Raw genomic sequence first — 6,616 nt, 5'->3', positions numbered from 1 at the left:
CCAGACGCTCCGGGCTCTTCTCGCCAAAGCCGGCGCCGGTTAGGCCGCCGACCTCCAGCTCCATCAGGCGTTGCGCGGCAAAGCCGATCATCTCGCGCAGAAGATCGGCGTCAGGGCTCTTCTCCAGCAGCCCGCGCAGGTTCATCATCTCGTCGGTCATCGGGGATCTCGCGGTTCAGGGTTGGCGTTCGCAACCCAAACCTAACCGGCAATCGCCGATGACCACCCTCAGCTACACCACGCGATGGGACACGACCAGGATGCACTCCCACTCCGCGTCGTAGAACTCGCGCTCCCGCAACTTCGGAGGAGCCTTGGGCACCGCGATGCTGACGTCGGCGAACGGGTTGGTGATCACCTTCTTGTTGTCGAGAGCCCAGCCGAAGGCCACTCGCGCCGCCCGAAGCCAGACATCATTGGCAACCACTGCCGACCGTTCCTCGGTGACCAGCGTATCCTTCCAGTCGAGCGCATCCGCCTCGGTGATGGATGCAATATCGCGCCCCTTGAAGCGCGCCTCCAGCGCCACGAAGACGGCCCGCCAACGGTTCACCGTAGCCGGCGCTGGCTGGCGTTCCTTCACCCACGCCTCGAACAGCTTCCAGCAAGACAGGCCTGAGGCGGCCTGAGGCTTGAACTCGGGGTACTCGGCAGCACGAGGGGCTGGCGCATAGTTGCCCTCCGCACGACGGCGAAGCGCTGCGAGAGCATGACGGAACTCAGGCTCCAGAACATCCAGAAAGCGGGCGCTGCCGTCGGGGCTCAGCGCCATGCCCTTCTCAGCCAGAAATGTTGCAACGCTCGCCAGTTCCGACAACTGGCCTCGCACATGCCGTCGAACGTTAGGGTGATCTGCCCAGTTCTCATCGGCGGCCGCAGTGGCCGGTGCAAAGCGGCTGTATGCATCCTCCAGCCGCTGAAGCAGCAAGTCCCAGCCGTCAGCACTGCCGGGCTCTGGCTCATGGCGGGCGATAAACCAGCCGTACCATGTCCCGGCAAGCCCGAGAGCCTCACGGTAAGTCAGCTCTAACCCGGCTCCGGTGCCCTGTGCGCGGAGCCGCTCGATGCGGCCAGTGATTTCGGCGTCCCAGTCGCGCAGCTCTTGCTTAGCCTGCCCCATCGAGATGGACGCCGGCCGCCTGAAGCGCTCCTCCTGCGACACGCCAAAGGCCGCCTTGTACGACTCACGGAGGGCCTCAGGGATGGCCTTGCGGGCGAACCAGTCGCCATTCTTGGCGCGGGTCAGGGATGTCATTGGAATAGCCACTTTGTAGCGCCCTCTGTAGCGGTAGGGCGAGCCGAAGCCGTTGGATTGCAACAACTTCTTTCAGATCAAGCACTTCGATGCAAGGATGGTGCGGACGGCGGGGATCGAACCCGCATAGCCTTGCGGCTGAGAGATTTTAAGTCTCTTGCGTCTACCAGTTTCGCCACGTCCGCCTGAGGCAGAGCGGTAGCCGCCGCGGGCGCGGGGCGCAAGCGCCTCGGCAGGAACCCTGGAGGACGGCCCGGTTTCGGCTCAGTTGCGCCGCGCCGGCTTGTACCATTCGACGCCGTCGGGATCGACATAGAGGCCCGGCGCGACATCGGAGCCGATCGGCTTCTGCTGCATCGGCACGCGTACCGTGTCGTCGCGGTCGCCGCGCTTCACGAAAGGGGCGCCGCTGTGCTGACCGCTGCCGCCATGGCCGCGCGAGGCGGCGAGCCCGATCGTGCCCTGGCGGCCAGCGACCTTGTCCTGCAGTTCAATGACGCTTCGTCCGGCGAAAGGCGGCCGCCCGCCGCCCTCGATCACGGGCCAGGCCCGGCGAGCTGTGCCTTCCCCGGCCACCCGCACGCCGGTGAAGCGTGGCACATAGGTCGCCCCGCCCTTGCCGAAGCTCTGCCAGCCGCCGGTTGCGATCATCTGCGCGCCGCAGCGCTTGTGGCTGCGCTCGCACAGCGCGCGCGAGGCGTAGCGCGGCGCTTTCTGCTCGAATTCGGCGCGCGCATTGCGATAGGCGAACTCGCACTGCTCCGCCGTCAGCAGCCCGCCGGCGATGCATTCGTCGCGGCGCTCATAGACGGCGCCGCGCTCCTGCGCCGCGAGATCGGCTGGCGCGAGAAAGAGCAGCGGCGCCAGCGTGGCGGCGCGCAGGGCCCCGAGCAGCGGAGCGGCGGAACTGAGCAGAATCATCGGCCGCAGCATCCGCATGATTGTGGCTTTACAGAAGCGAGCGCCGCGACCGGGCGAGCTCGAGCGTCGCGCCATAGTCGATCTTGCCATTGCCCAGCACCGGAATCGAGTTCGTCACCAGGATAGCGCGCGGCACCCAGAGCTCGGGGAAGCCCTGCGTTTTCGCCGTCTCCTGCAGGGATCCGCGCTCGGCATTGGGCTTTTCGGTGACGAGGACGAGCTGCTCGCCCTTGCGGGCGTCGGGCAGCGCGACCACGACATGGTTGAAGTCCGGCCAGAGCCCGGCGACCATCGATTCGACCGCCGCCAGCGAGACCATTTCGCCGCCGAGCTTGGCGAAACGCTTGGCCCGCCCCTTGATGGTGACGAAACCGTCGTCGAGCGTGACGATGTCGCCGGTGTCGTGCCAGCCGCCCTCCGGCGGCAGAAGCGCGCCGGGCGCGTCGGCGCTGAGATAGCCCGCCATGATGTTGGGGCCGCGGACGCAGAGCTTGCCGCCCTCGTGGATGCCCTCGACCGGCTCCAGCCGCGCCTCGATGCCAGGCAGCAGCCGCCCGACACTGCCGTCCCGCATCGCCACCGGCGTGTTGCAGGCGAGCACCGGCGAGCATTCGGTACAGCCATAACCTTCGAGGATAGTGGTGCCGTAGGGCTCCCACATCCGCCGCGTCTCCGGCTTCACCCGCTCCGCCCCGGCGACGACATAGCGCACGCTCTTGAGGTCGTCGGGGTCGGCCGCGCGGGCGTAACCTTGCAAAAACGTGTCGGTCGCGAACAGGAAGGTGCAGCCGGTCTCGCCGATCAGCTTCGGCACCTGCTTGTAGTGCAGCGGGCTCGGATAGAGCACGACCTTCATGCCCGACAGCAGCGGCATCAGCATGCCCGCCGTCAGCCCGAAGGAGTGGAAGGCCGGCAGCGGGTTCATGACGATGTCCCGCTCGGACAGGAAGCCCGCCGCCAGCGCGAAGATCTGGCGCGCATTCGAGACCAGATTGGCGTGGCTCAGCACCACGCCCTTCGGCTTGCCCTCGGTGCCGGAGGTGAAGAGGATGACCGCCGCCTCGTCGGGCCCGGCCGCATGACCGCGATGGACCATGCCGGGCGCGAGGCTCGCCAGCGCGCCCAACGCCTTGTCCAGGCTGGTGATCTGCTTGCGGACATCTTCGAGATAGATGACCCGCCGCCCCTCGCCGAGCGCCTCGAGTTCGTCCTCGAGCTTGGCCTGGTCGACGAAGCGCCGCGAGGTGACGATCGTCTTCAGCTCGGCCAGTTCGCCCGCCGCCCGCAGATTCTTGACGCCGGCGGTGAAGTTCAGCAGCGCCGGCACGCGGCCGAAGGCCGACAGCCCGAACAGCGTCACCGCCAGCGCCTGCACATTCGGCAGGAGCACGCCGACAGGCTCCTTCGGCTGGGTGAGGCCGGCGAGCTTGCGCCCGAGCACGAGCGCGCCCAGCACGAGGTTGCCATAGCTCAGCGGCTTGCGCTCGGCATCCTCGACCGCGACGCGGCCCTTGCCATGGCGCGAAACCGCCTGCAGCAGGGCTGTAAACAGGGTGATCCTTGCACCCGCCGCATCGAAGACGGGCAGGCTTCGTTCGGTGTCGGCCATGCTTGGCTCGGCTCCCGGCTGGCGTTTCCTCTCAGCCTAGGTAAGCCGATATCCTCAGGATGCAACGACGATCGAAGCCCGCACGCGCCGTCATTGCGAGCGAAAGCGATGCAATCCAGACGCCGCAACGCTCGACGTCCCCCTGGATGGCTTCGTCGCGACGCTCCTCGCCATGACGGATGCTGCCAGATCTGAATGCCTAACCGAACGCCCCGATCTCGTGCTGGATCGCGCCCGAGATCTCGCGCAGCAGTTCGAACAGGCCCTGCATGGGCGCGATCACGTCGCGGTGCAGCGCCTCATAGGTGCCGGTTTCGCGGGGCCCCGGCGGCTCGCCGAAGTCGAGCCCGATGGTCGGGTCGGGCCGCAGCGGAAAGATGTCGGCCAGCAAGGCGAGGCTGGCCGGCACGTCGAGCCGCAGCAGCCGCTCGACCAGCACCTCGCGCGTGATGCCGGCATGGGGCCGGAAATCCGGGATATGGCTCGCCCTGAGCCAGATGCCATGCATCGCCGCCAGCCGCAGCGCATGCAGCGCCACCAGCCGCGCCGGCATCTCCGGGACATCGAGCGCAGCCGTTCGCAGCTTCAGCGCGTCCGAGGAGAGCCGCCAGAACAGGCTGCGCAGCGAAGGCGCGAGATCGAGCCGCGACAGCGCCTCGCCGACGGCCAGCAATTCGTCGCGACGTCCCTCGCGCACCGTGCGCCGCGCCCGGTCGAACCAGCTGCCAGGGTCGAGCGAGTCGAGATAGGCACGCAGCACGTCGAGATCGCTGGCGGCGAGCGCATGTTCGGCCAGGCGGTAGGCCCGGTCGAAGCGGTCGGAGCGCTCGCGCATCGCGTTGAACAGATCGGGCGCGCGCGCCGCCGCCTGGCCGATGCCGTGGACGCTGTTGGCGAGCCAGCCGAGCTGCTGCAGGATCGCATTGTTAGGGATGGCGCGCAGCTCGCGCGGATGGCGGATGCGCGTCGGCCCTCCGGCATCGCTCTGGCGCGCGGCGGGGCGCGAGCCGGTTTTGTCGAGCAGCGAGGGGCCGAAGGTGCCGATCAGCGCGGCATAGCCGGGGTCGTCGACCAGCGCCGTCATTTCCTCGCGCACGGTCTGGAAGAACTCGGTCGCGAAATCGGGCTCGTCATAGATCGGGTCGGCGACGTCGTCGGCCACCGGCACCAGCACCGCCTCCGCGATGCGCCCGACGGTCGCCGCCGCCAGCTGCGGCGTGCCGAACATCAGATAGCCGTCGCTGCCCTGGAAGCTGGTCTCCCGCACGCTGCGCAGTCCCGCCCTGGAGAACGCCGCGCGCGCCCAGGCGGGTTCGAGATAGGCCAGCCGGTCGGCGAGGCTGGCGGGATGGGCGCCGCGCCCGGCGGATTCGCCATGAGTGTCGAAGATGACGAGTTCGACCTCGGACAGGTCGTAGCGGCGCAGCAGCTCGCAGATGCGGATGCGCAGCCGCTCGATCCAGAAGGTCGCCGCGACCTGCCCGATATAGCGTCCGGAATCGGAATAGCCGAACTGGACGCAGAAGCGGCCATGGCGCTTGAGATAAGCGCGGAAATGCGGGCTGCGCAGCGCCTCGTCGATGATGCGCGGCCCCTGCTCCAGCGCGTCTTCGGTCTCGAACAGCGGCGAGATCTCGATGCGGTCGGCGATGCCGAAGCGGCTGGCGAGCCAGAGCGCGCAGAGCAGCGTATAGCCGGTCTCCGTCTCGGCCACGAGGAAGCGCACGGCCTTGGTGCCGTCGACATGCTTCACGATCTGCGCGATCGTCATCAGCATCCGCGTCGCCGAGGCGCGCTCGGCCGCCAAAGCGCCGAAATCGACCGCGATCGGCACGACTTTCGCCAGCAGACCGTTCACCGCCGAGAGGAAGGCGCGCCGCTGCGCCGGCTGCGTCGGCTCCTCGTCGAGCGGAATCACGCCGCGCATGGCGTTGTGGAGCTGCGAGGCGTTGAGCCGGAAATGCGGCAGCGCGATCGAGACGCCATGGGCGACGCAGCCGGCCCTGACCAGGCAGAGCGCCATCGTCGTGTCGTCGTCGGAAGACAGCGCGATCGCCTCGTCCAGCGCCGCGACCAGGCGCGACGCCTCCGGCAGCGCCGCCTCGCGCTCGTTGACCAGCGCCAGCGCGAAGGCCTGCAGCGCCGGCAGGGCGGGCTGCGTCGTGATCGGCGGCGCCAGCGCCAATTGCCGCTCGACCGCGGCGAGCGCCGTGCCGACCAGCGCGCGCACGGCCGCCGTCGCCGGCACCGCCGGCAGCTTTTCGAGAATGCGCGCGAACTGGCCCTGCTTCGATTCCAGCCGGTAGCGCAGCGTGTCCCACCAGCCGATATCGGTGCGCCCGTCGGTGTCGCAGCCGACCCAGGAGGCGAGGATGACCGGGCGGGGCGCCAGGTCCTGCCAGCGCTCGGGCGCGAGCCCCTGCGCCGCCCGCAGCAGAGCGGCGTTCAGCGCGTCGATCGCGTCGCGGGCATGGCGCACGGCGTAGCGCGCCTGTTCGAACTCGTCCTGCAGCGTGATCCGCCCGTCGGGCCGGAAGGACAGCGCTCCATCGCCGATCACCGCCTCGCCCGCCTCCCCGCTGGCCTGCGCCGCCAGCGCATGGGCGAGCCTGCGGCTCATGCCGAAGGTCGGATGCGCCGTGAAGACGGCCGCGAAGCGCAGCCGCTCGACGGCCTCGCGATACTGCGCCAGCGGGTCGGGCGCGCCGGAGGCGGCCTCGGCCAGCCTGCCGGCGAGCGCGGCGAAGGCGGTCTCGCCATCGCCGTCGAGCCCGACATAGGCCGCCATCCGGCCGGCGCGCTGGCGCAGCGCCTCCCGCCCCAGCCGCCGC

The 6,616-nt window shown here is 69.1% G+C and carries 4 protein-coding genes, 1 tRNA gene and 1 pseudogene; all 6 read right to left on the bottom strand.

All coding sequences use genetic code 11. The features are described from left to right. Positions 1 to 160: pseudogene (locus Q8M82_RS14875) on the bottom strand (IS256 family transposase); the annotation flags it as partial. 72 nt (positions 161 to 232) lie between these two features. Next, a complete protein-coding gene (locus Q8M82_RS14870) occupies positions 233 to 1,321 on the bottom strand; it encodes a hypothetical protein (RefSeq protein ID WP_305692115.1) in 1,089 nt (362 codons plus the stop codon). Positions 1,322 to 1,353: 32 nt separating this feature from the next. After that, positions 1,354 to 1,440, bottom strand: a tRNA-Leu gene (locus tag Q8M82_RS14865). Between the two features lie 79 nt (positions 1,441 to 1,519). After that, positions 1,520 to 2,176 (bottom strand): DUF1190 domain-containing protein, encoded by a 657-nt coding sequence (locus tag Q8M82_RS14860; protein ID WP_305692114.1) that lies wholly within the window; start codon positions 2,174 to 2,176, stop codon positions 1,520 to 1,522. 28 nt (positions 2,177 to 2,204) lie between these two features. Beyond that, entirely contained in the window at positions 2,205 to 3,785 is a 1,581-nt protein-coding gene (locus Q8M82_RS14855) for an AMP-binding protein (protein WP_305692113.1), read from the bottom strand. Positions 3,786 to 3,984: 199 nt separating this feature from the next. Then, the coding region (locus tag Q8M82_RS14850) for a phosphoenolpyruvate carboxylase (RefSeq protein ID WP_371126371.1) at positions 3,985 to 6,616 on the bottom strand (2,632 nt) is incomplete at its 5' end.

It is taken from the genome of Allobosea sp., assembly GCF_030694325.1.
GTDB lineage: Bacteria > Pseudomonadota > Alphaproteobacteria > Rhizobiales > Beijerinckiaceae > Allobosea.
Note: the sequence above shows the minus strand (reverse complement) of the source record. Positions and strands in the feature narration are given on the sequence as shown.